We start from the raw sequence: 24009 nt of genomic DNA, 5'->3' as shown, positions 1-24009 counted from the left end.
TCACTGCACAGGACATGTCATGACTCATCCAAGCATCCCGGGAACTGTCGCCCCCTTGGCGCGCGACGAACTGCGCGACCTGCTGTTCGCCGGCACGTTCGAGAGCCATCACCAGAGCATACGCGAGGTGCTGCTCGACCCGATCTTCGACCCGCAGCCGGGCCTGAACATGGAGCAGGCCGGGCGGCTGGCCTACGCCCGCAGCCGCCATGTGCACGCGGCGCTGGAACGCCCGCTGCAGATTCTGGCCAACCCGCGTCGGCTGTTTGCCCTGGCCGAATGGCCAAGCCTGCTGGACGTCGCCAGCTTCTCGCTGCTGATGGTCCACTACAACCTGTGCCTGGGCACGGTGTTTGAACATGCCCAGGGCCGTCCCGACATTGCCGGGCTGACCGAGGCGCTGGACGAGCTGACCTCGTTCGGCCCCTACATGGCGACCGAACTGGGTTATGGCAATAACGTTGCGGCGCTGCAGACCGAGGCGGTGTATGACCGCCACAGCCAGACCTTCACGCTCAATACGCCGAGTGTGAGCGCGCAAAAGTACATGTCCTACAGCGGGTTCGGCGATATACCAAAAGTCGCCACAGTGATGGCGCGTCTGAAAATCGAAGGCAAGGATCACGGCGTATTCCCCTTCCTGATCAGGCTGTCCACCGAGGCAGGCCTGTGCCCGGGCATCCGCGCGGCCTTGTGTCCGGAGAAACCGGTGCAAGGGCTGGACAACGGCCTGACCTGGTTCGACAACGTGCGTGTGCCTCGTAGCAGCTTGCTGCACGGCGACATGGGCCACTTCGCCGAAGACGGCAGCTTCTTACTCGGCGCAGGCAATGCCAGGTCGCGTTTCCTGCGGGCCATGTCGAGGATCGTGCCAGGCCGTTTGTGCGTGGCCAGTGCCGCCCAGGGCGCAAGTCGCGCGAGCTTGTACATCGCGTTGCGCTATGGCCAGCAGCGGTTGACCAACGCCCCCGGGACCAACGACATGCCGGTCATCGAGTACCGCAGCTACCAGCGTGCGCTGTTCTCGGCCCTGGCGAGCACCTATGCGATGACGCTGCTGCTCAACGAAGCCAAGGCGCGTTTCCTGAACGGTACGGGTGAGCCCGCCGCCGATGTGGTCAGCCTGATCAACATTACCAAGGCCCTGGCCACCTGGGACGCCAGCGCCGTCATCACCGAGTGCCGTGAGCGTTGTGGCGCCCAAGGCATTTTCAGTGCCAATCGCATCGCCGATTACGGTTCGCTGCTGCAGGGGCTGGTTACTGCCGAAGGCGACAATCTGGTGTTGCTGGGCACCGTTGCCGGTCAACTCCTGGCCCAGGACTGGCAAGGTTCGCTGCCGCTGCGCCCCTCCCGGCCGCGGCGTCTGGCCGAGCCGGAATGGCTGATCGCGGCCATGGCCTACCGTGAACACCAACTGTGGCTGGCGATTCGCGAAGAGATGAACGCCGACGAACGTGGCTATTTCGAGGTGTGGAACGACGCGATGAATCCGGGCCTGGAGCTCGCGCGCTTGCGCGGTGAGCGGGTGGCTCTGGAGCAGCTGTGGAAAGCTTCGTTGCATGCGCAGCAAGACGCTGCCAAGGCAGCGCTCAGTGGCCTGGCATGCCTGTACGGGCTCAACCTGCTGCGCCGTGACGCGGCCTGGCACCTGGCCCACGAAGTGATCGACGCCGGGCAGGCACTCTCGTTGTCGGGCGTGATCGATCAGCAGTGCGCCGCCCTGCGTCCGCATGTGCCGGCCCTGATCGACGGCTTTGCCCTGTCGCCCGAGTTGCTGCGCGCGCCCATCGCGCAGGACGACTACATCCAGGCGTTCTGCAAGCAGGTGCATGCCAATGTCGACTGATACCAGCAGCGCACGCTTTGCGCGTTCGGCCACTGCGCAGACCTCCATGTCCGTACACGTTTATCAATGCCCCGTCCGCTGGTCCGACATGGACGTGTATGGGGTGGTCAACAATGTTTCGTTCCTGCGCCTGCTCGAGGAAGCGCGGGTGGACTTCATCTGGCGCCTGGGCGCTGAGCAGGGCGATGCCTTCTTCAGCGGCGGCTCGGTGGTGGTCAGGCACGCGATCGAGTACAAGCGCCCGCTGGTCCACCGCCACGAACCGGTGGCCATCCATATGTGGGTCTCCGAAGTCCGTGCCGCCGCAGTAACGATCGAGTATGAAGTGCGCGACGGCGATACGTTGTGCGCCCTGGCATCCACCACCATGGCGCCATTCAACTACGAAGGGCGTTACCCGCGCACTATGAGCGATGAGGAAACGGCGTTTTTCGAACGCTTCCTCAACTCACGCAAGGCGCTGTCATGCGCCTGCTGAGGGTCGGCGCACCGGGGCGCGAGCGCCCCTGCGCCTTCGCCGTCGATGGCTCGGTGCGCGACCTCAGTGCGTGGGTCGATGACTGGGCCGGGGCAGCGCTGGCAGTGGCGGCAATGGCGGCGCTGTCGCGGCGCTTCACGCAGGAATGGGCGCAACTGCCACAGGTTCACATCGACCGCGAACGCATCGGCCCGGCATTGCGGCCGGGGCAGATCCTGTCGATCGGCCTGAACTACCACCGGCATGCCCGGGAAGCCGGGATGGCGGTGCCGGAAGAACCGATTGTGTCGAGCAAATCGGTCCATGCGTTGGGCGGCCCCTTCGATGATCTGGTGCTGCCGCTCGACGGCGACAAGACCGACTGGGAAGTGGAGTTGGGTGTGGTCATCGGGCGTCGAGTCCAATACCTGGCCACGCCCACTGACGCTGAAGCCTGCATTCTGGGTTACTGCACCGCCAATGATTTGTCCGAACGCGGTTGGTTACTGGAGCGGGGCGGGCAATGGATCAAGGGCAAGTCGTTCGATGGCTTTGCGCCGTTGGGGCCTTATCTGGTGACTGCCGATGAGGTTCCGTCACCCCAGGCGCTGGAACTGATCTGCCGGATCAATGGTGAGGTCATGCAGCACGACAGCAGCGAGGACATGATCTTCGACGTGCATCACCTGATTCATTACCTCAGCCGCTTCATGACCCTGCACCCTGGCGACGTGATCCTCACCGGAAGCCCGGGGGGCATGGCGTTGGGGCGGCCGGACCAGCCGTTTCTGCGCGACGGCGATGTGGTCGAGGCCGAGGTTGTCGGCCTGGGCGCGCAGCGTCAGGTATGCCGTGCATTCTATAAGGAGATGACATGACCCAACTCGCCCAGACCTTTACTCGCACCGTATTGCGTGAGGCACCGGCCGAGCTGATCAAGGCCCTCGCGGCACGTTTCGCCGAGCGCTTTTCGACCGCTACCGCCGTGTGTGAGCAGCATGGCCGCGACGAGTCGGCGTATGTCGATGCGCCGTTGCCCCAGGCCGTGGTGTTCGCCCGCAGCACCGATGACATCGTCGAGACCGTGCGCCTGGTGGCCGCTCACCGCGTGCCGCTGATCGCTTACGGTGCCGGTTCGTCGGTCGAAGGCCACCTGTTGGCGGTGCAGGGCGGTATCAGCCTTGACCTGAGCCAGATGAACCAGGTCCTGGCGATCCACGCCGAAGACATGAGCGTCACCGTGCAGCCGGGTGTGACCCGCCGCCAGCTTGAAGAAGCCCTGAAAAGTACCGGTCTGTTCTTTCCCATCGACCCGGGTGCCGATGCGTCCATCGGTGGCATGTGCGCCACGAGCGCCAGCGGGACCAATGCCGTGCGCTACGGCACGATGAAAGAGAACGTGCTGGCCCTGCAGGTGGTCACCGCTGGCGGCGATGTCATCCGCACCGGTACCCGGGCGAAAAAAAGCAGTGCCGGTTATGACCTTACCCACTTGATGGTTGGCAGCGAAGGTTCCCTGGGCATCATCAGTGAGATCACGTTGCGCCTGCACCCGGTGCCGGAGTCGATCTGCGCTGCCGTGTGCTCGTTCGACAGCATCGACCAGGCGGTGAACGTGGCGATCCAGGTCATCCAGTCCGGTATCGCCGTGGCGCGGATCGAGCTGATCGACGCCAACACTGTGCGCATGGTCAATGTGCACAGCAAACTGGAGCTGCCGCAGGCGCCGATGCTGTTGATGGAGTTCCATGGCAGCGAACTGGGTGTGCGTGAGCAGGCGCAGGCCGTGGAAGCGATTGCCGGCGAGTGGGGCGGTCGGGCGTTTGAGTGGGCGACCAGCGTCGAGGCGCGTCGGCGGCTATGGACGGCCCGGCACCATGCCTATTTTGCCGCGATTCAATCGCAGCCCGGTTGCCGCGCAATCAGCACCGACACCTGCGTGCCGATCAGCCGCCTCGCCGAATGCCTGCTTGAGTCCATCGCTGAAGTCGACGCGACGGGCATGCCGTACTTCCTGGTCGGGCATGTGGGCGACGGGAATTTCCACTTCGGCTACCTGATCGATCCTGACGATCCTCAGCAAAGGGCGTTGGCCGAGTCACTGAACGATCGGCTGGTGGCACGGGCCATTCGCCTCTCGGGCACCTGCACCGGCGAACATGGTATCGGGCTGCACAAGCAGGGCTACCTGGTCGACCAGGCAGGCACGGGCGCCGTCGAGATGATGCGCGCGATCAAGCGCACGCTGGACCCGGACAACATTCTCAACCCCGGAAAGATTTTTTCCTTCGACACACCTGCCAGGGAGGCGCGTCCATGACCGATAAATCCAACGAATCCGGTAGCCCAATGCGTACGGTTCTGGTGACCGGCGGTTCACGCGGGCTGGGCGCCGCGGTGGTCGTAGACCTCGTGGCACGGGGCCTGAACGTGTGTTTCACCTACCTCAAAAACGCTGATCAGGCCGAACAATTGGCGGCGTCTCTGGGCTCCGATCGGGTGCTGGCGGTGCGCGCCGATGGGCGTGATGGAAATGCCATCGAGCAGGCGGTCAAGCGTTGCGTGGCGCATTTTGGCTCCCTCGAAGGCTTGGTCAATAACGCCGGTATCACCCAGGACCGCAGCGCGCTGGCCATGAGCGCCGAACAGTGGCATGACGTGATCGGCAGCAACCTCGACAGCGCTTTCCATGCCTGCCAGGCGGTGTTGCCGCTGTTCGTCGAGCAGGGCCAGGGTGCGGTGGTGAATATGGCGTCGATTTCCGGGCTGATCGGCGTCCCCGGGCAGGCCAACTATTGCGCGAGCAAGGCCGGGTTGATCGGTATGACGCGCTCGATGGCGGTCGAATTCGCCGCCCGTGGCGTGCGTTTCAATGTCGTCGCGCCTGGGTTCATCGACACCGATATGACCCGCAAGCTTAACGAGCGACGGGTGGCCGAAATGGAAAACCGTATCCCCATGCGTCGCTTCGGTACCCCGCAGGAGGTGGCCAAGGTGGTGGCCTTCCTGTTGTCGCAGGATGCGGCCTACATCACCGGCCAGGTCATGGTGGTGGATGGCGGCCTGGTGACCTGAGCTGTCGGGTGAGCACTCGCCGGACTCGGGTGCCGACGCACTACTTTGAATTTTTCGGAGCCTATCAACATGACAATGGATGCCAGACTTTGGGGCATGCAACTGGGGGCTGAGCTGCAGCTTCCCGTTGACGCCGACCCCGAGGAAACCAGGGAGTGGCTGGACGCCTTTGATGGCGTCGTGCGCCAGGTGGGGGTGGAGCGCGGGCGCTACCTGTTGCAGCGCCTGGTCAGGCAGGCCGGGCAGTGCGGCATCGCAGCGTCCACCACGTTGCGTACGGCCTACTGCAATACGCTTCATCACAGTGAGCAAGGGCATTTTGCCGGTGACCTGGTGCTGGAGCGCCAGTTGGCGGCGTGGGTGCGCTGGAACGCCATGGCCATGGTGGTCCAGGCCAACCGCCGGCAGGGCGAGCTGGGTGGTCACATTGCCAGTTACGCGTCGGCGGCCGACCTGTTCGAGGTGGGCTTCAATCACTTCTTCCGCGCAGGGCCCAGCGGTGAAACGAATGACCTGGTGTTCTTCCAGGCGCATTCGGCGCCGGGCATTTATGCGCGTGCTTTCCTCGAAGGACGCTTGAGCGAACGACAGCTGAGTAACTACCGGCGCGAAGTCGGCGGTGAGGGCCTGTGTTCTTACCCTCACCCGTGGTCGATGCCTGATTTCTGGCAATTCCCAACCGGTTCCATGGGGCTGGGGCCGATCAGTGCCATCTACCAGGCCCGCTTTATGCGCTACCTGCAGCATCGTGACCTGAGCCCAATGTCGGCACGTCACGTCTGGGGCTTTTTCGGCGACGGTGAGATGGACGAGCCTGAATCGCTCGCGGCGCTGGGCCTGGCGGCACGTGAAGGGCTCGACAACCTGACCTTCGTGATCAACTGCAACCTGCAGCGCCTCGACGGCCCGGTGCGTGGCAACGGTAAAGTGATTGAAGAACTCGAGGCGCAGTTTCTCGGGGCCGGCTGGAACGTGGTCAAAGTGCTGTGGGGCAGCGAGTGGGATGCACTGCTCGACCAGGACCATGATGGCGTGCTCCAGCATTACCTGGACATCACCGTCGATGGTGAATATCAGTCGCTCTCCACGCTGGACGGTGCGGCCAGGCGTCAACGCTTTTTCGCCCGACACCCACGGTTGCTGGAGAAGGTTGCGCACCTGGAGGACAGCCAGCTCGAACAAATGCGCCGCGGCGGCCATGACCCGTTGAAGATTCACGCCGCCTACACGGCCGCGCTGGCCTGCAAGGGGCGCCCGACGGTGATCCTGGCCAAGACCGAGAAGGGCCATGGCATGGGGCGCTGGGGGCAGGGCAAGATGATCGCGCACCAGCAGAAACAGCTCGACGATGAGGCGCTGCTGGCGTTTCGCGACCGCTTCGCGCTGCCCCTGAGCGACGATGATGTTCGTGCTGCCCGTCTGTTCAAGCCTGAAGCCGACAGCCCGGTGATGCGCTACCTGCACAGCCGTCGTCAGGCGCTCCACGGTTATCTGCCCAGCCGCAACCGCGTTGCAGCGCCGCTGGAAACGCCGGCGGCCGGTGCATTCGCCGGGTTTGCGTCGCCGGGGGAAAGCAAACCGATGTCCACCACCCTGGCGTTCGTGCGCATGCTGGGCACATTGCTCAAGGCCCCGGTGTTGGGCGAGCGCATCGTGCCGATCGTGGCCGACGAGGCGCGCACGTTCGGTATGGCCAATCTCTTCCACAAGTACGGTATCTATTCGCCCCAAGGCCAGCTTTATGTGCCCGAGGACAAGGATTCTATCGTGTCGTACCGCGAGGCGCGCGATGGTCAGATCCTCGAGGAAGGCATCACCGAGGCCGGGGCGATGTCTTCATGGATTGCTGCAGGTACCGCCTACAGCACCCACGGGATGGCGATGCTGCCGGTGTACATTTTCTATTCCATGTTCGGCTTCCAGCGTGTCGCCGATTTGATCTGGGCCGCGGCCGACCAGCGCACCCGAGGTTTTCTGATCGGGGCCACCTCAGGTCGTACAACCCTGGCCGGGGAGGGGTTGCAGCATCAAGATGGTTCCAGCCATTTAGTCGCGGCTACGGTGCCCAATTGCCGGGCCTACGATCCGGCATTTGCCGGTGAGTTGGCGGTGATTGTCGACGATGGGCTCAAGCGCATGCTGACCGCCCAGGAGGACGTCTTTTACTACCTCACCGTGACCAATGAAAACTACCTGCAACGGCCGCTGCCGGAAGGTGTCGAGGCGGATGTGATCAAGGGCATGTACCTGCTCGACACAGTGGACGCCGGGCCGGACGCGCCGTTGGTGCGTCTGCTCGGCAGCGGCGCGATCCTCAACGAAGTGCTGACGGCGGCGAACCGGCTGCGCGAGCAATGGGGAGTAACGGTGCAGGTCTGGAGTGTCACCAGTTTTAGCGAACTTGAACGCGATGCCAGGCATGCCCAGCACGCGCGCCTTGCCGGTGCACAGACGACGCTGGGGCATGTTGAACAATGCCTGGGCGGGGCCGCGCCGGTCGTGGCGGCGACGGACTATGTCAGGGCCTATGCACAACTCATCGCCCCCTATGTCAGTGCGCCGTTCAAGGTGCTGGGCACGGACGGCTTCGGCTGTTCAGACACCCGGCGCGCCCTGCGGCGTTATTTCGAGGTGGACAGCCAGGCGATCTGCCTGATGGCCCTGCAGGTACTGGTGGAGCAAGGACACCTGGCCGCAGACGTGGTCGCCACGGCCCGTCGCACCATGGACGGTACGGACAATCGCCATGCTTGACCGCTGTGGATAGCCCCGATTGACCTGGGTGGTGTTCCACCACAGCTACCTGTGGCTGTGGTTGGTGTGGCAGGCGCTGTCATACGACTTTGAGGGCTGGCGTACCCTGCTGGTCGCCACCCATTTGGCTCAGCAGCAGTGCCTGCGGCTCTTTTGTGGGCCGTTGTGAGCGCCCGGTCGCCAGCGATTAGGCGTTGCGCCGGTTTGATTCAAAGGCTCTCAGGGTCGCCGAAAAACATTTTGACTTGGCTCTAGCACGGTGGTTTTAGGCAGAAAAAATTGAAATTTACCCCCAGTTTTGCCCCTTGCAACGCTTGATGGATCGAGGATCACTATCAGCGAGTGATCGCTTTGTCTAGGGACTTCCACAGTCATCCAACGCTCGGTCAGAACATAAAGTTTTTACCACTCGCCGCCCCATCGTTCACCCCGACTTTTCTGAGTTATACAGTGAGCGCAGATGCGTTCGACCCAATATAGATAGTCCGTCCCGGCACCAACATTTGCGCTCTGACTGAGGGAGCTGGCTTTCCGGCGATGGGGCCAGTTCAAGCAACGCAACACCTTCCGGCAAGTTGACTGATTCGGGTCGGTTAACGCTCCTGGATCTGGCTGGCGAAAGCGATCGTCTACGACTGGCAGCTATCGACCCATATCCATAGCGGACTCCTGAAAGAACAACATTTGCATCCGTGTAATTGGTTTGCGGCGACCTTATGGCTTAAAGCACGTCATCTATATCCTTGCAACTGGATGTTGCCGATGTCGCTTCGGAGTCTGATCCGGAGAGGGCCTGAGGTGCGCGAGGCTTACATCGCAGGTTTAAGAGAAAGGGAAGGTGCCTGAAGCAGTTGTAACGCCTGCAACTTTGCAGACACCGCTTGAAAAATTAATTACAAAAAGCGCTATTTCGTCTCTCGGCGTTCTCCCTACATGATTCGTATGCCTATTTGAAGGACGTGCTCACGCGCCTGCCGACACAGCGGGCGAGTGAGATCGATCAGTTGCTGCCGCATCACTGGCAACCGTTTTAATCACGCAAGGCTTGATGCCCGGACGCATACATTGAGGCTCGGTTCCCGGCCCGTACGCTAAAAACTCTATTCGAATCAGGCTGCGTTAGCCCCGGAGCATCGAGCTTTAGAGGATTGGTTCGTTATTTTTCCCAGCTTACTATTGCGATAGAGCAATAGCGGCAAGTTCTGCAGAGCCTACCGGGCGTTACTAGTTCGGTCTGTATTTCAAAGGGTGATGCGTTTTTTTCTTTGACTAAACTTGTAAGCTCCCGCCGCAAGTTGTCTGGAAGCTTTATGATCCTAGAAAAAACCAACCGATTGGTGATTTCAACTTGGTCAACGGGGGAGGTTGTACCATCAATATGAATATGGAAATGTGTTTCTTTTGGTAGGTGTTCACCATTAAGTTGCTTTTGTATAAAGCCATCAGGATCTCTGGCAAATTCTAGAGCGGCTGCTCTTTCAGTTTCAATAAGTTCAAATATGGAATCTAGCTTCTGCATGTTGATCTTGGAAAAGTCATCTTGCATTTCAGATAAGATGTTAAACATGGCAATACCTTTGGGAATAGAGTGGGTAGCGGGCGACATGCAACCTCTTGTTTCCTGTCGCGATTAGGGGTCGAAGACGTTACCTGCTGTTCAGTAGACCCTGGTGCAGCTTAGACGTGGTCACGGCAAACGCAACATAGGAGCGGCGTTCTTGTGGCATGGGCGTCCACTTAAAATTTGGTGAACGCCATCGCCTCAAGCGACGGAGTCAGGAAGGTGTGTTGCCCGAACGGTTACATTGGGCTTGCCAATTTCATATTGTGATTGCTGAGACATTAACTGCGCTGGCCCTCACCTACGGGTGAGGGCGCTTCGCCCGGTGCTTCCTGAAAGCGAGCTTTTTCTATATTTCGACACCACTTACGAGCAATGACTATCCCAATTCTTCGATCAAATCGACGTGATGAAGATGAATGTTGAATTTTCTTTCCGGCGCCTGCTGATATTTGCGCGCGCTAGAGGCCAGTGCTGTCATGTCGATTTGGGCCTTAGCGAGTAGATGTCTCAGATTTCCTTTAGTGGTGTTTTGGACAAGCAGTGGCAGAAGCTTGAGAATGGCGCCTGTGTTTGTAGAAACTAACTTCAATAAGTTTGCCGCTTTCGGATGTGTTGCCTCGTCCAAGTAGGCGCGGTATCCAGACTCAGCGGGCTGACCAGGCTCTATAGTCCAACGTATCCGACGTATTGCCAGGTGCTGCTGTATATGGGCCCAGAATTCGTCGCCGTATAGGTCGATGCTGAGCATTTCAGTAGTAGCAGACCATAGCGCAGCGAAGAGTTTGGCTGATTTGGCCAAGGCTTCTGTATCCAAGGTCTCGGGCTCATAGGTTGTGCAGTCAAGTATGCCGAGACCGATATCGACTAATGTCCGCATTAGGCTCGATGCGTCCGAGGGGCGCCAATTTTTCGAGGTTTGGGTTGTAGGGCTAAACTCCAGGATCTCTCTCAGTGCAACGCTGCAGTCCCACATCTTCAACCAATCATTAGCAAAGTCGCCACTTAGAGCGATCGAGTACCCAAGTACTTTACAAGCATAGTCGCCTGGTCGGGTCGCATGGTAATGCCTAGCGTGATCTCTGAGGCTCTGACCCTTACCTGAATCCCATTCTTCCAGTGTGAGATCCCACTCACCAAGGAAGCTTGTTATGTCCGGCGGTAAAAATTTGGTCGGTTTCTCAGAGTGCAAAAGTGCAAGCATGCTTTGGTAGACCCAAGGCTCCCAACTGTTGTCTAGGTCGCTTGATGTGGCGGGCGAAAACGAGGGGGCTATTTTGTCAGCCAAAGCCATTAGAAGGTCATTGCTGTCAATGAGTGTCTTTCGCTGCGTCTCATGAGCCGGAAAATTGAGGGTCTGACGAGTAATCCACGTGCCCCAGCGCTTAAATATTCCGATAAAATCTGATCGCTGTGCAAGAGTGTCCCTCAGACGAGCAAGCAGGTATTTGACATGAGCTTCCAGTATGTCCTTTGGATGCTCTTGTCTGTCAGCTACATGAAGTAACATGGATTTGCCATGTCTGATCAAGCTCGGAAGCAATATCTCGCCGTTCCAAGTGCCGTCATCCCCAAAACTGGGTGCCGCTCTGAGAGTCAAACATTCCCATAAAACATAATTGCGGTAAAATTCTGGACTCTCTAGCACCCGGTTGAGCAGTACAGGGTTTCGTATCAATTTCATCGATGCGAGCAGTTGTTCAGCGTCTAACTCAGCGAGCAGGCGTACCCAAGACCAGCTCGATTCGTTTGATCGTGATTCGCGGATATGTCCGCTCCAAATGTCACCTAGTGTGAATGGATCAGCGGGATCTTCGGGGTGTTCTGAGTTGAGTTTAACTTCAGCATTGATGAAATGTTGAGCGGCAAGGGTGACGACAGTGGATCTGAAACTTTCATTCAATCTGGCTAGGGTGGCGGTAGCGACAGGCCAGAGCTGCTCAAGCCACCAAGAATGCCTAATCAGCGCTAAAAGCGCTGGCAGCCTGTCCTCAGTTTCTTTAGATGACCAAACGCTAATGATTGCCCCACATAGAACGGCAAGGGATTCAGCGTCGTCCAAGATGTCCGAAGCCTCATCCGTATCACTCAGCTGCTTGGCAAAATTTTTGAGCGCAGTTTTGGCGTCCCCAGGAGCGAAAAAATAATTTTCGATGAGTGCAATCAGCTGTGGAGGGTATTCAATATTGCCTGCCGCGTAGTTGTTGATAAGGCCTAATGCACTGTTGTAATCCTTCTCAGTGCTTGATACATATGCAGAAGGTAGCAACCATTCTTTGTTCATTGATTAAAATTCCTAGATTAGTCGCTTAGGCCTTTCCATGCCATCTCAAAGAAGTCGATTGCTTTGTGAGCGTTGACATCCCATCCTCTGCTGGCAGCATTCACGTGACGATGAAACCCACCTACGGTAGCCCCGAAGTGCCAAAGTTCATCATCAATTATCGCGAATCGGTCATGTATGTAGGGGAACTTATTTATTGTAAATTTTATCTGTGCGTCGAGCGGCGGATAAAGTGGGCCTCTACGATCTGTGACCTCTTTGGATAAATCCGAAAATACATCTAGCGCCTCGTTTTGATCGGGCGGTGCGCCTGTTAAAATACGTACTGATTTAAGCTGGTCGGTATCCCGAAACCAGTTTGAAACCTTTTCGAGTCTTTGGTTGTGTTTGGGTTTTTTGCCATCGTCGGAAAGGATGCGCTTGTCAATAATCCATACGCGTGACTGTGCTGCAAGAATAGCATTGGAAAACTCGTCAAAAATTTGTACTCTTTCCACATTCTGCCTTGCCTTAATTGCGGCAATGTCGGGAAAATACTGCGCTCCTTCTTCGCGATAATGGGGCTCGCAAGGAATCAGGAGTTGGGGTTTGAGAGTAGACTCAGCTTCCGGGACGACACTCACTGCGGGAGTAGGTGAAAGCTTAGGCATCTGATTCGTCCCGCTCGGCGAGCCCCTCAAAAGCGGCAGAGTTATCAAACAAATGACTTAGGTGGTCTAGAACTTTTTCGCCATGGGGAATCCGCATAATCAAGGTTGGTCGTACGCCAATCGAATTTAATGAACTGCCAAGCATCCAGACTCGACCATCTACAGCGATAAAACGGTCATGGAAGTATGTCTCGATTGTTCGCGCAATCTTGATTTCAAGGGGGTTGCTGTGCAGGGTTCGGAATTTTTCTATATTACTTTTTAACGCGCTGAGATCATCGCCCGCCAAGGTTGCCGACCTCTCATCCCCTTCTGATGTTTTGGGCTTGCTGAATGCGTAGTCCGACGTGAGGATTTTAACTTTAATATCGTCGCGCTCAAGTGCAAACAGATATTGCACGATCTGAGTAGCGCCAAAATAGGGGTCGGCGATAAAAACGCTAACACGCGCATTTCTAATTTTGGCTCTGATGTGATCTAGCGCCGGCTTGCGTTGCCCGGTGCCAAACCACGTTTGATCGTATAGGCGGGCACTGTGGTTTAGATTTCGCTCATTCCGGGCCTCAGTCAACCGCTTGAAGGCATCGGAGTTGTCCTGGGGATCTCCGTAAGTCTGGGCGGAAGCTAACGTCTTTTTCTCGGTGTGATATTGATCTGCTTCGCTCCTTTTACCCTCGTTTTGCGGCACGGTGACACTGACGCGTCGCTCAACGACCTCTGTCGTTAAGTGCATTTGTCGAAAGAATGATCGCATAGGTGTCTGTAGTAACACACCGCGTTGCTCATGCGCTAAAACCAATCCTGCAGTATCAATAGCGGTTGGCCTTTTGATTTCTATTAGGCCATCCTCAGGCACTTTGAGCGTTTGAAAAGAGGTCAGCATACCCTCCTGCCCCTCAAACACAGTCAGGTTAAGGTGTTGTAAGGTTTGGCCTGGATGAGGCTTTAAGTGGAAGTAAAGTGACTCCGAACCCTCGTTCTTCGGTTCGATGAACTGCCTAACTGAGTGAACGTCTAGGTCAGGGACGGCAAGCGTGAGGCCGCCTAAGTATTCTGGATATTCTCTGAGATCGACATGCATGTGTCTTTCCAAGAACTTAAAGGCCTCGTCGGCGTTGTCTCTCCGTCCATTGGGGGTCAAGAACTCTGGCCATGATTGATTTCCGGAGATTCGACGAGAGTACCGAGTGATGCCGATATTTCTGAAAGGGACAGAAGATCGTTCCGATGACCCGGTCAGACTTTCACTTTGCATAGGTACACCCAAGAGCGGCCACCTAGGAAAATCGTCTAGGCTTGCTACATCCAGAGGAATACCATCTGAGCCCCGGGAGTCCTGGAAAGGAATAGGTGTAGTAAAAGTTTCAAATGAGCTTCTGTACCAGCTGATAGCGTCTTCAGCTCGCATGACTATTCGATCAACTGCGATGCCGCCCTTTTCCTTTTTAAAGCGTTTGATTGCCGCTTCATGACGTTTACAGGGTATTTCTCGTCCCGGTGGCAAGAGCCAAACCGAGGCATATAATAAACGGAGGGGTGGTCTCTCGGTTTGATCCGACTTGGGCGGTATCAGCACGGCAATGCGAACTACTGCATAGTCAAAGCTCTCAAGGGCATCGTTGTATTGGTAAGATGATGAAAGGCTTTCTAAACTGTCCATGTTTGGCTCTTACTATGGCGCGATTTACGGGTCGCTGGGTTTGTCGTGCTAGTGCGTCGATTTTACCCAAAGTTTGATCAAGCTGCCATTGTGCTATCAAATGTTAACGGTCTCGGAGGCAGGCCTGCTATTGAAGGAGAGCACCACGAAACGCTGGAGATCTGATCCTGCCAGCGAGGCGTAGCCGGAAAGTAAGTCTGACTAGAATAATGGCGACTTGTCGAGGGAGATCGAGGAGGGTGACGACTAAGCTCGGTGGTCGGGACAGGCATCGCAACGCCATTAACTGAGGTGATCGGATAGCGCTTGATGGCGGTTTGACAACAGTAACGGATGATATTTTCGAGAAGGGGACTGTTGGACCTTAGGCTGGGGGCATCCTTTTCAAACCATCCAAAGCATGCCCTCAGATATGCCCCGAGTGTGGTTATCCACTGGAAGTGGATGGATTTCCATGGTCTGTGGAGTCTGTGGAGAGGCAGAAAGAATCAGATGCACAGGCTGCCCGACTACGCTTAGAGACTCTCGGGGTCGCCGAAGAACATTTTGACTTGGCTCTAGATCAATAGTTCTGAGGGAGAAAATAGTGTGGATGCCCCCACCTTTGCCGCCACTCGCACCCGGTACGCGAGCGGCGAATGGGAATTCTGACAGCGACCCATTATGGCAATGGTGGTTTTCAGTGTAGCGCCGCAACAGAAATTGGCAGGGATCTTGAGTCTGATGTCGGGTGTAGAACGCACCTGCACCTTGCAGAACCACCATCCATTGCCAGCAAAGGCAGTCCGATGTGGGTTAAGGCTTTGGCAGTCGAAACCTGAGATGATGCGACTACAAACGTTGTGCCTTTAGAGAGTCAGAGCTCGAATTAACGGTAGCGGCTCTTCGCTACTTTAGGGTTGGTCGTGGAGGTGAGGGTTGTTTCCCCGAGATTCAAGCCCAGTTCGAACTGGTCTATCTAGGTACGTGTCGCTCGTAGCTAAGCAAAGAAGTAACTTGAGCGTCGACGCCCGAGCGTTCGCTTTCAACGGTCCACTGCCTCGTCTTGGAGCGTCTGGATGGGGAATAACCGGGTTGCTATAGCCTAGAGAGCTTATGGGTTCACTTGTTTCGCAGAGCGCAAGGAATGCAATGTCGAGGATCTACAGCTATCTGAACTCAATCAGCTCCGGTCAGCCGATCAATTTTGAGGCTTTTGCTAAGGAGTTGAAGAAGCATGGCAAGGGTGCTGGCTATCTGTTCGATACGTTTTCAACGTCGAAAATCGGAAAGAGCAGCTATCAGGTGGCTGTCTTGCGTGAGGATCGCTTTGCTGAGCTGATTCGTGAACACGCTCCATCAGAAGTTACGGGCCGTATTGGTGCTGCTTTCGACGGAAATAGCCATGCAGCAGCAGTAAGCGGCTCGCTTTTGATAACACGAAGCGTGGTCCATCCTCATCCAAGCGTGGTTCTTCTGAGCAAGCACGGGTGGGAAGCACCTAACACTCTCCGACCAGCAGCGTTGCTGGTGGAAAATCTCGAGAACTTCCTAGCTCTCGAGCAGACAGTCGACATCCTGGCCGACTGTGGCGTAGCTGAGCAAAGTGAAAATCTCGACGTCATTTTCAGCGCCGGTAATCAGATCACCAACAGGCTGAACATGCCATTTCTCAGCAAGTACCAGAGGCTGTACTGCCTGTTTGATGCCGACTTAGGTGGGCTGACAATGTATCGAACCCTTCTCAAAGGGCTGCCAGACGGGCACCGGGTCGTGTTTGTGTACCCTGATGATATCGCCCACCGGTTAAGCGCTTCCAAATACTCACTAAATCAGCAAACGAGACAAGATCTCCTTGAGTTCGTTGGTCTATCCAAGGAAACCAATGAGCTGATCGGACTTATGCGAGACAGCCATAGAGCGCTAGAGCAGGAAACCTATTTGATGTTGGCAACGACAAGGGACTGATGATGTTGAGCGACTCCTACGCGTTTCAGGACGTATACAAATTCCACAGGCTGATTTTTGTTAACAGTGCTGCCTATGCCTACACCGTAATCCGCGTGGACAAGCACACCGCTTTGTGTGGCCAGAACAACCTCGGAAAGACCTCGATGCTGAATGCATTGAAGCTTTTTTTGCTGCCACACGAGAACTTCAAAAGCTGCGATAAGAAATTCGCCTTCAAGGGGCCGGCCGGGACGTACTACTCGACTGATGCTAGCTACAGCTACTACTTCCCGGAAAACCACTCCTTCATCATCCTCGAAGCGGAGAACATGCACGGCCCGTTCTGCCTGGTCCTGCACCGCGGGAATCGACCATTCTCATACGGCCGTATGGCAGTACCTTGCATGTATGCCGATATCCAGCACATGTTTTGGGACCTTGAGTCGCCCATCAATGGAGACATGGGGGCTCCGATAGAAGGCATCTCACTTTCTGGTGTGCTTTCGGATCTCCGAGCTCGGGGCGGGGAGGCAATGAACGACGGTGCTGTCATTCGCCAGCGGCTCTTCGGTCAACAGGCTCTTAATCGTGAGGAGGGCCGATTCTGCTTGCTGCCTCTTAGGAATGGCGGTACCGCACGCGAGATCGACGCGTGGAAGATGCTAATCCACCTGGCCTTCGACATTGGGGCGAAGGACAACCGCACTCTGCCGGATACTATCGCCACGATCATCGAAGGGGATAAGGACCGGAAGAATGCAGAGCTGAGTGTCAGCCTGAGCGAGATCCTCGATGACTATGAGAACCTGAAAAAAGAAGGCGATCGCCTGGCGGACATAGAAAGCGCGCGGAGGTCTTGGGAGAGCTTTGATAGCCAGTTCCAACTGTTTGAGACGAAATCCGAACTGATCGTTCAGAGTATCGTCGATGTTGAGCATGCCTTGGCTGAAAGGCAGTCCAGCATTCTTGATGATGTTAAGGCAGCATCTGAGAGATATCAGGCTCTTGATGTGGCTCACTCAGCTAAGAGACAGCACCACGGTCTGGTCAAGGCTGAGTATCTGAAGCTGGCTGGAGCACTGAGTCTCCGGCATAAGGATTTGGAAGGTGTCCAAAAGCAGCTATTCAAGGTCAGCGAGATTCTTCGGCGTTACCCTGGCACAACAGAGCATGAGGTCCGCGAGCTCTTATCCGATCTCTCCGCAGAGTTGACCGCAGAGATCGAAACCCTGACAAACAAGGTTCAGAGCGCTGAGCAACTAGCCCAGGCGATCAGGAATAAGAACAGTCTTTCCCATCAGCGCGACCAACTCCGAAAAATTCTTGATGAACATGTGGAAACTGTTCTCGAGCAGGTCGATCGTCACAGTGCGTCGGTGCTGAGTAGCTTGAACTCGACGCTGTTCACCAAGCTGACTCCTCGACTCAACTCTGACCAGAAGCAAGCCATCAAAGAGTTTGGCTGCCTATTCCAGGAGCGAGGTTCTTTCATCAGCTTCCTGAGCCAGGAGACCTCATTTGGTTTCATGTCTTTCGACCCGACCAGAGCAAGGAAGCAGCACGAGCAAGACCTGATCAAACTGGATGACGATATCAAGGACTGTGATGACCTCATTCAGCGCCTAAACGATGACAGCAAGTTGACTGCTGAGCAGGCCAAGGATAAAGCCAAGCAGCTGACCCGCGAGCGGATTGAAACTGATGAAGAGGTTCAACTACTCAGTCGGCATGGCTACATGCGCGAGCAGCAGAAAGCATTGGAACTTGAGGTGGGGGAACAGACGGTAGAGTTGGCCAAGCTACATGAGAGTGTGGCGGATGCCGCCGGCGAGCTGGAGGACCTAGCGGTACAGGTTGAGCGCGCAAAAGAAGTGCTCGCCAGGGTCAGGAAGGAAAACGAAGATCTGCGCAATTACCTTGAGCAGATCCGGAACGTAGCTGAGATCACTTTAGGATTCCTTTCGATCCGCGAGATGAAGCTGAAAGCTCGCGATACTTTCTTTCACCCTAGCCAGATCAAGGAGATTTCCCAGTTCGCTTCTGAGGTAGCCAAGAGCAGAGAAGCTCTGCAAGTGGCCTTGGATGAACTGCTGAAACGTAACTTGCTGGGCGAAGAGGGCAGAGACTTTGGCTACCATGCTTTCCATGACTTGAGTCGGATGCGTAGCTGTCGGAGAGCTTTCGCGGCGATGTTTGGCACCTTGGAAGGTGAGCAGCAGACCTACCAGGCCAAGGTCACCGCGCATAACTCGAATACCTCTATTCAAATCGACGAAATCAAACACGCCAGAAGGATGATCAAGGAGTTCGAGAAAGAGGTAGATGACCAGCTCTCGGAGTTCAGTGTGTCTGACCTCGAGGCGATCGAGATTTACTGCGTATTGAATCCCCATTTCGAAGAGCTGTTGGTCGATATTGATTCCATAAACCTCATGACAACCGGGCTCCACGAGAAGCGCTTGTATGAACGGTTACGAGCTTTCTGTACCGAGTTCTTTGTTAACGGTGGCCGTCGGGGGACCACCCTGGATATGAGCCTGTTGATTGATCGGGTTGGATATCGGTACCGCAAGCGTGGGCATGACAAGTACACCGAAGAGGATCAATCCAACGGTACTACGGCAATGATTAACTGCCGCCTGCTATCGATTCTTCTGCGTAGGCTGTTGGTTGCGAATACACAGATCTGTTTGCCATTGGTAATGGATGAGCTGTCGAATCTGAGCCACTTGAATCTGAAGGCTGCGCGTGGCATCGCTGAGTCAGAAGGGTTCGTGCTGTTCGGGGCAACGCCGGAGCCGACGTCTACTATCGCGAAAGTAATCGAAAACTACATCGACCTTTCGCATTTTCTCGCCACCGACAGGGCATACAGCCACTTACGTCGAGTGATCTACACAGGTGAAAGCGAGTCGCTGAGAACAAAGAAAGATCCCGCCGATGCTGTTGCGGAGATCACTGTCGGATGATCGTTGCAGCAGACAAAACGGTCATGCTCATGATCGAGCATAAGCACATTTTTCTTGATCTTATCGACATCATGGATGAAGGCTCGGCTGGCGAAGAAGTGTCAACTCGCCTGTACGAGTCCAAAGTGATGAAGCTGCTTGATTCGCTGGGAGACAGTAAGTCCGATCGGCAAAAAATTGAAGCGGCCTTCGACGTGCGTAACCTCGTCCGGGCAAGCTTGATATTGCACCATGACACCAAGCGAGGAGTCATTGCCTTCGCCCCGTTTTTGATCGAGTTATTTCGCCACTTTGATAGATCGCGTCTTCGGCAGCTGAGTAGCGCCGATCTTGAGGCGCTGTGCGACAGCTTCAATGATAGTCTTGAAAAGCTTCGCGATTTGACAGTGATTGAGCAGGGGAACGACACGTTCGAGGATGAGCTTAAGCTACTCCGGGAACGCATCCGCTACGCTCAAGGGAAGATCAAGGAGAACGTGGACAGTCTTCAGGGGCAGACTCTTCGCCTGGCGGAGATCGTCGAAGTGATGAGCCTTGAGAACCTCGACGAGGTGAAGCAGGCTCGCGGTGCTTTGCAGGCGATCACCCGAATCTACGGTAGGCATGTTCTCCCCACATTGCAGTTCCTCAACGAGAGGGAACCTCTGAAGAAAGGCCTGCCGGCACTCACTGCCTTGCTGCGGATATCCGAGATGTTCCGCGATGCCAAGTTGCCAAAATTGGGTCAGCAAGTTCTCTATGCAGTGGCATCCATTCGCTCCTATCGCTACGACGTGGAAGTCATCAGTAAGTCTCTGCAGCGCTACGTGCATCAGAATGAACGTCAGCGTCGTGAGTACGACCAGGTTGAGAGTGTTTTCAACGATCTACTGGTTGCCTGTCGGGAGCTCCATGACGGGAAACTAAGGGGCAACCTCATCCCTAAAGATCATGAGGTACTGGAGCGTTTCTCTACCTTCAAAGGCATGAAGAGGCAGAGAGCCGATAGCAAGATTGAATGGCACAACGTAGATCATTGGCTTCACCTTCAGGAGCATCTGCGGAGTAGCCTGGATTCACTCAAAAATACCCGAGTAACAACAACGTCTGTTGAGCCGGTTGGCGAGGACGTGCTCAAAGCCAGGCGTGCTTCAGACGTGCGCCGAAAACTAATTGGAAGGCTGATAGATGAGTGGCCTATTCAGGTTGGGCCTGACGCCCATGCGTCGCTTCACGCACATCTGGCCCAGCAGATCAGCGACTACGAAATTGCTGACCTAGTGGAAGGCGTGTCTTGGCTAAAGCACCGAGAGGACATTGTGCTAACCCCTCGATTCCAGTTAGGGGTGATTGAGGACGACAGGCAGAAGCTGACCTATTACAAATTGAGAATCGAGGAGCAGGGCAGTGAGACAACAGCTTAGCCAGGCCATCTACAAAGAGTTGATGTCGGGGAAGGTGATCAACAAAGACACCTACGAGAATGGTGAAGTAAAACCCAACCCGCTCTTCGAAGAGATGCTCAATAACTACGATCAGAGCTACAAGCCCTTGTACTTGAACATCGGGTTTGAGTTGGTGATGCGGAATGGCTTTATCTACATTCGTTCAGTCGAGCGCGATGAGGAGTACAGCGAGGTGGTCAGGAAAATACAGGTTCTGCTGCTGATCCTTGCTCGCGGACTGCACGAACAGGGCTACCAGCTTGATATTCTGCGCGACGGTGAAGCTGGTGTGTCTGATGGGATCATGGAGGAGATCGGGAAGGGAGAAGACAAACAAGACGTCATGTCTGCCAGCAACATGAAAGGGGAGGCTCTTGCATCTGCAGTTAGAAAAAATCTCGAGCAGCGTGGGATCGCCTACAGGAATGCAAAAGGCAATCTGGTACTGACTCATGCTGGATTAGCGTTCTTTGACGACGTATTTAAGTACAGTAATGCTGAACCAGGTGCAGTTATGGTGGCTTGAGTTTCCGGCTTTATCAATTGGTAGATGGTTTCTTTATAGGGCTGCGTGCATGGACTGTCGGCTATCGCGCCTCCTGCATTGAGCTTGGTGCGCCAAGCATACAGGGCGGCTTGCGAGATACTTTCTTTGACTGAGGACGTCTGGCTTGACGTGGTTCAGGGGGGATTACCTCCTTCCGCAGTTCTTTTTCTATCGGCCATTACGTTCTACAACTCGCATGCTACAGGCCATAGCAGGATCAGGTCGGTGAGTAATGGCTTGCGAAATGGCAGGTTAAGTGTGTCGGCGGCAGCGATGGCATGTTGCCGAGCCTTATCCAACCATAGCTCTATTGCTTCAGGCGCAATGGCGATCGAATCGGGTTGTAGTTCACCTGACCCCGATTTCAATCCATTCAATATCTCCAGCACCTCCTCATCCCGCACCAAGCGCAGGATTCCCTTGCTGTTGGCCGTTACGCCCGCTACGACCTGACGCACCTGCCCGGTCTGGCTGGTGACCGCATCCTGAAACCGGAAGAGGGCTAGCGGTGCGAGTCCTTCATCAATCAAGGCCAAAGCAACTTCCCATTCAATGGCCTGCGCGACGGCTTGATCGAAGACCTGATGCCCAACACCGACAATTTTTTTTGCTTCGTCACTGTCACGGGGATTTCGGTGAAAGATCAGCCCTTCATAGCGGGAGCGGATACCCGGCGCTTTCTGCCAGGCGTCGGGTGTGATGAAGCTGAATACCCCATCTTCTCGATCGGGGCGCCGACGATTGCGCACCAACATGCTGTGGAAGAAGGGGATCAGGTCCGGAAGATCCTTTTTTGGTACATCATCGAGCTGAGAGAGATCGAAACTTTGGCAGTGCCCCACAAGATCCGTGACAGTGGAGATTGCCGAACGCCCACCAAGGCTGCGAGCCTTTTCATCAAACCAGTCCGCGAACCGATCAGAAGTAACTTGCTGTCCTTCTGTGAACAACTCGTTGAAGAAACGCGGTCCTGCCATACCGAGAACCATCTGCATCAAATCCTCCGGCTCGTCCATGGCGTGCCCCAGGGCCTCCATGATGTGCGTGATCTTCTGCTCCAATTTGCCCCAGATCCGCGACTCCACTGTTCCTGGGTTACGGATCGTCACAACCTCCACGGGATGACGCTGACCATAGCGGTTGAGCCTGCCCACCCTTTGGTGCAGCCTCATTGGGTTCCAGGGTAAGTCCACATGGATCAGTGTGTAGCAATGCTCTTGAAGGTCGATGCCTTCCCCCCCGGCTTCGGTGGAAACTAGAAAGCGGATGTGCCCCCGATTGAAGGCATCAGCTGTGTCCTCACGGCTGCCTGTCAGAGCCACTTCTCGTCCAGTTGGCAGGCGCACTCCCTCTAGCCGATCATCTCCATTGATGAAACCCACGGTATTCTCGCCAAAGCGCGCCATCAGGGTGGAGATCATCAGGGCTTGGGTGGCCTTGTATTCGGTAAACAATAGGATCGATCGCTCCGCAAACTTCTCCTCGATGATTGTTCCGATCCGCAGGATTTTGCTCTCGTTGACGATTGCCGTTGCCGACTCAAGCAACGCCTCTAGGTGCGGGATCTCGTCCTCCATGAGCTTGAACTTGGCCTGGCTCATCCAACTATTGAGAGCCTCAAGCAGGTCCGCGTCTTCCTCCTCATCAGCCCTCGTGAAGTCGACCTGCTCAGCGCGCATTTGCGCAATATCCTTGCGAATACGAACCAGCCGCGTACGTAGGGCAGCGCGGATCGCCGCCACCGAGCTGGAGGCTATTTTCTGCATGGCGATTAGTACCAGCGTAACTTGGTTGCGGCCGGTCTTGTCCAGTCCAGAGGCATAAGCATTGCCGGCCAAGATGAAGCGGGTTAGAAGTTGATAAAATGCTGCCTCATTCTCGCCATAGCTATAAGTTTCGGGGTGTTGTGTCACCGGTTGGAACAGGCGCTTGCCCGCCATATCCGTAACCTTCTGCTTGAAGTTGCGGATTAGTACTTGGCGTAGCAGAGGCAGTTGCTCCTTCTCCTGCCGCATAGGGCTGAACGTATCCGGGCGCAGGAGCGCCATCAGTGACCAGAAGCCATGAGGCTTGCCACGATGGGGCGTACCGCTGAAAAACAGACAGGACTCCACCTTGTTTTCCGCAACCAGTTTCTCCACCAGTTGGTAACCTAGCGTCTTACCGGTCTGTTCGTCGGCATTGAGATGATGAGCTTCATCGACGATCAACATGTCCCAGCGTGGCGCATCCAGCAGCCGCTCGTGGCGGCCCTTGCGGTCGCTACGCAGGGTAGGCAGGGAGGCGACGATCTGATTGTGGGTACTCCAGAAATCAGCCCGGGGGGTGTCCACTTCCGGTCGGTACATTCCCAATCGGATATCGAACAGGGTACGCAGTCGGTATTGCCACTGTTCCACTAAGGACGCCGGGGTCAGGATTAATAGGCGCCTCACCTGACTGCTGGCCAGCAGCGGCCAGAGGATAAGTCCCGCCTCAATCGTTTTACCCAAGCCCACGTCGTCGGCAATCAGCAGTCGGATTGGCCATTGCCGCAATGCCCGGTGGCAAACCCAGAGTTGATGGGGCAACAGGTCAATGCGCGAGCGGGAGAACACCCCCCAAGAGTCATTCAGCGAACGGATGGCGGCAGCCTGGGCTTTGAGCACGACGTCGAGCGAAGGGGACCACTGCCCCATGCGCACCGCCTCCATCAGTCCGATGCGGCGAGTGAGGAGGGTGGCCTCACAGGACTCAATATGGTCGCCGAAGCGGACGATGACCGTCTCGCCCTGGTCCAGGATTACGCTGCCTGTGCCGAAGCGGGGGTGTTGGACCTGCTGGTCTTTCGAAAACATGATGTGCTTCGCG

Annotated in this window: 15 protein-coding genes and 1 pseudogene; 11 read left to right on the top strand and 5 right to left on the bottom strand. The window is 56.0% G+C overall.

What is annotated here, in order from left to right:
• Positions 1-19 precede the first annotated feature (19 nt).
• From PMI21_RS18760 to PMI21_RS28775, 7 genes and pseudogenes are all read left to right on the top strand, one after another.
• Positions 20-1849: an acyl-CoA dehydrogenase family protein gene (locus tag PMI21_RS18760; protein ID WP_007936682.1), complete on the top strand. Its 1830-nt coding sequence runs from the start codon at positions 20-22 to the stop codon at positions 1847-1849.
• Complete coding sequence (locus PMI21_RS18765) at positions 1839-2327, top strand: acyl-CoA thioesterase (protein WP_007936681.1); 489 nt, start codon at positions 1839-1841, stop codon at positions 2325-2327. Before PMI21_RS18760 ends, PMI21_RS18765 begins: the two co-directional genes overlap by 11 nt.
• The gene (locus tag PMI21_RS18770) at positions 2315-3184 is read left to right on the top strand and encodes a fumarylacetoacetate hydrolase family protein (RefSeq protein ID WP_007936680.1); all 870 of its coding nucleotides are present in this window, start codon (positions 2315-2317) and stop codon (positions 3182-3184) included. Before PMI21_RS18765 ends, PMI21_RS18770 begins: the two co-directional genes overlap by 13 nt.
• Complete coding sequence (locus PMI21_RS18775) at positions 3181-4626, top strand: FAD-binding oxidoreductase (protein WP_007936679.1); 1446 nt, start codon at positions 3181-3183, stop codon at positions 4624-4626. The genes PMI21_RS18770 and PMI21_RS18775 overlap by 4 nt, the downstream gene beginning before the upstream one ends.
• The gene (gene fabG, locus PMI21_RS18780; protein WP_007936678.1) at positions 4623-5381 is read left to right on the top strand and encodes a 3-oxoacyl-ACP reductase FabG; all 759 of its coding nucleotides are present in this window, start codon (positions 4623-4625) and stop codon (positions 5379-5381) included. Before PMI21_RS18775 ends, fabG begins: the two co-directional genes overlap by 4 nt.
• A 75-nt stretch (positions 5382-5456) precedes the next feature.
• Positions 5457-8135, top strand: a complete 2679-nt coding sequence (aceE, locus tag PMI21_RS18785) for a pyruvate dehydrogenase (acetyl-transferring), homodimeric type (RefSeq protein ID WP_157214302.1) — start codon at positions 5457-5459, stop codon at positions 8133-8135.
• A 932-nt stretch (positions 8136-9067) separates the two neighbouring features.
• Positions 9068-9169, top strand: a pseudogene (locus tag PMI21_RS28775) (transposase domain-containing protein); the annotation flags it as partial.
• A 122-nt stretch (positions 9170-9291) separates the two neighbouring features.
• On the opposite strand, the gene PMI21_RS0128020 reads toward PMI21_RS28775, so the two are convergent.
• From PMI21_RS0128020 to PMI21_RS18800, 4 genes are all read right to left on the bottom strand, one after another.
• Entirely contained in the window at positions 9292-9741 is a 450-nt protein-coding gene (locus PMI21_RS0128020; RefSeq protein WP_033063911.1) for a hypothetical protein, read from the bottom strand.
• A gap of 334 nt (positions 9742-10075) precedes the next feature.
• Positions 10076-11980: a hypothetical protein gene (locus PMI21_RS18790; protein WP_007936676.1), complete on the bottom strand. Its 1905-nt coding sequence runs from the start codon at positions 11978-11980 to the stop codon at positions 10076-10078.
• A 17-nt stretch (positions 11981-11997) separates the two neighbouring features.
• On the bottom strand, positions 11998-12630 hold the full coding sequence (locus PMI21_RS18795) for a hypothetical protein (RefSeq protein ID WP_007936675.1): 633 nt from the start codon (positions 12628-12630) through the stop codon (positions 11998-12000).
• Positions 12623-14290, bottom strand: coding sequence for a VPA1262 family N-terminal domain-containing protein (locus tag PMI21_RS18800; protein WP_007936673.1), 1668 nt, complete (start codon positions 14288-14290; stop codon positions 12623-12625). Before PMI21_RS18800 ends, PMI21_RS18795 begins: the two co-directional genes overlap by 8 nt.
• A 1131-nt stretch (positions 14291-15421) precedes the next feature.
• Between PMI21_RS18800 and PMI21_RS18805 the strand changes: the two genes are divergently transcribed.
• From PMI21_RS18805 to PMI21_RS18820, 4 genes are read left to right on the top strand one after another with little or no spacing between them, the layout of a single operon-like run.
• Positions 15422-16237, top strand: coding sequence for a hypothetical protein (locus PMI21_RS18805; protein WP_007936671.1), 816 nt, complete (start codon positions 15422-15424; stop codon positions 16235-16237).
• Between the two features lie 5 nt (positions 16238-16242).
• Complete coding sequence (locus tag PMI21_RS18810; protein WP_157214299.1) at positions 16243-19188, top strand: hypothetical protein; 2946 nt, start codon at positions 16243-16245, stop codon at positions 19186-19188.
• Positions 19185-20591 (top strand): hypothetical protein, encoded by a 1407-nt coding sequence (locus tag PMI21_RS18815; RefSeq protein WP_007936667.1) that lies wholly within the window; start codon positions 19185-19187, stop codon positions 20589-20591. The genes PMI21_RS18810 and PMI21_RS18815 overlap by 4 nt, the downstream gene beginning before the upstream one ends.
• Positions 20575-21138, top strand: a complete 564-nt coding sequence (locus PMI21_RS18820; RefSeq protein ID WP_007936665.1) for a condensin complex protein MksE — start codon at positions 20575-20577, stop codon at positions 21136-21138. The genes PMI21_RS18815 and PMI21_RS18820 overlap by 17 nt, the downstream gene beginning before the upstream one ends.
• Before the next feature lie 206 nt (positions 21139-21344).
• On the opposite strand, the gene PMI21_RS18825 is transcribed toward PMI21_RS18820, so the two are convergent.
• Positions 21345-23996 carry a DEAD/DEAH box helicase gene (locus PMI21_RS18825; RefSeq protein ID WP_007936664.1) on the bottom strand — a complete coding sequence of 884 codons (2652 nt, stop codon included), beginning with the start codon at positions 23994-23996 and terminating at the stop codon, positions 21345-21347.
• Positions 23997-24009: the final 13 nt, after the last annotated feature.

Source organism: Pseudomonas sp. GM18, from assembly GCF_000282195.1.
In the GTDB taxonomy this organism is placed as follows: Bacteria; Pseudomonadota; Gammaproteobacteria; order Pseudomonadales; family Pseudomonadaceae; genus Aquipseudomonas.
The sequence above is the reverse complement of the archived record's forward strand: the minus strand, read 5'-3'. Positions and strand labels throughout refer to the sequence as shown.

Bases quoted from the DNA above. Each gene is read 5' to 3' on its own strand.
- PMI21_RS18760 (WP_007936682.1), top strand. From the start codon at position 20: ATGACTCATCCAAGCATCCCGGGAACTGTCGCCCCCTTGGCGCGCGAC.
- PMI21_RS18765 (WP_007936681.1), top strand. From the start codon at position 1,839: ATGTCGACTGATACCAGCAGCGCACGCTTTGCGCGTTCGGCCACTGCG.
- PMI21_RS18770 (WP_007936680.1), top strand. From the start codon at position 2,315: ATGCGCCTGCTGAGGGTCGGCGCACCGGGGCGCGAGCGCCCCTGCGCC.
- PMI21_RS18775 (WP_007936679.1), top strand. From the start codon at position 3,181: ATGACCCAACTCGCCCAGACCTTTACTCGCACCGTATTGCGTGAGGCA.
- fabG (WP_007936678.1), top strand. From the start codon at position 4,623: ATGACCGATAAATCCAACGAATCCGGTAGCCCAATGCGTACGGTTCTG.
- aceE (WP_157214302.1), top strand. From the start codon at position 5,457: ATGGATGCCAGACTTTGGGGCATGCAACTGGGGGCTGAGCTGCAGCTT.
- PMI21_RS0128020 (WP_033063911.1), bottom strand. From the start codon at position 9,741: ATGTCGCCCGCTACCCACTCTATTCCCAAAGGTATTGCCATGTTTAAC.
- PMI21_RS18790 (WP_007936676.1), bottom strand. From the start codon at position 11,980: ATGAACAAAGAATGGTTGCTACCTTCTGCATATGTATCAAGCACTGAG.
- PMI21_RS18795 (WP_007936675.1), bottom strand. From the start codon at position 12,630: ATGCCTAAGCTTTCACCTACTCCCGCAGTGAGTGTCGTCCCGGAAGCT.
- PMI21_RS18800 (WP_007936673.1), bottom strand. From the start codon at position 14,290: ATGGACAGTTTAGAAAGCCTTTCATCATCTTACCAATACAACGATGCC.
- PMI21_RS18805 (WP_007936671.1), top strand. From the start codon at position 15,422: ATGTCGAGGATCTACAGCTATCTGAACTCAATCAGCTCCGGTCAGCCG.
- PMI21_RS18815 (WP_007936667.1), top strand. From the start codon at position 19,185: ATGATCGTTGCAGCAGACAAAACGGTCATGCTCATGATCGAGCATAAG.
- PMI21_RS18825 (WP_007936664.1), bottom strand. From the start codon at position 23,996: ATGTTTTCGAAAGACCAGCAGGTCCAACACCCCCGCTTCGGCACAGGC.